Annotated in this window: 1 protein-coding gene; it reads right to left on the reverse strand. The window is 63.0% G+C overall.

What is annotated here, in order from left to right; all coding sequences use genetic code 11:
• Window positions 1-37: 37 nt before the first annotated feature.
• Window positions 38-235, reverse strand: a 198-nt coding sequence (locus SB771_RS37160; protein WP_410722303.1) for a P-II family nitrogen regulator, incomplete at its 5' end; no start/stop codon positions are given.

A 235-nucleotide genomic window follows, 5' to 3' on the forward strand; every position in this document is an offset into this window, starting at 1 on the left:
GCCCGCGATGCACCGCCTCGGTGCGAAGCCGGCCCGCTCAAACCGCCGCTTCGTTTTCCTCGCCGGTGCGAATGCGGATCACACGCTCCACTTCCGCGACGAAAATCTTGCCGTCGCCGATCTTGCCGGTGCGTGCCGCGCCGATGATCGCGTCGATTACCTGGTCGCATTGGCTGTCGGCCACCACCACTTCGATCTTCACTTTCGGCAGAAAGTCGACGACATACTCTGCACC

Origin of the sequence: Burkholderia sp. SIMBA_051, assembly GCF_046534915.1 — a bacterium.
GTDB classification, from domain to species: domain Bacteria; phylum Pseudomonadota; class Gammaproteobacteria; order Burkholderiales; family Burkholderiaceae; genus Burkholderia; species Burkholderia ambifaria.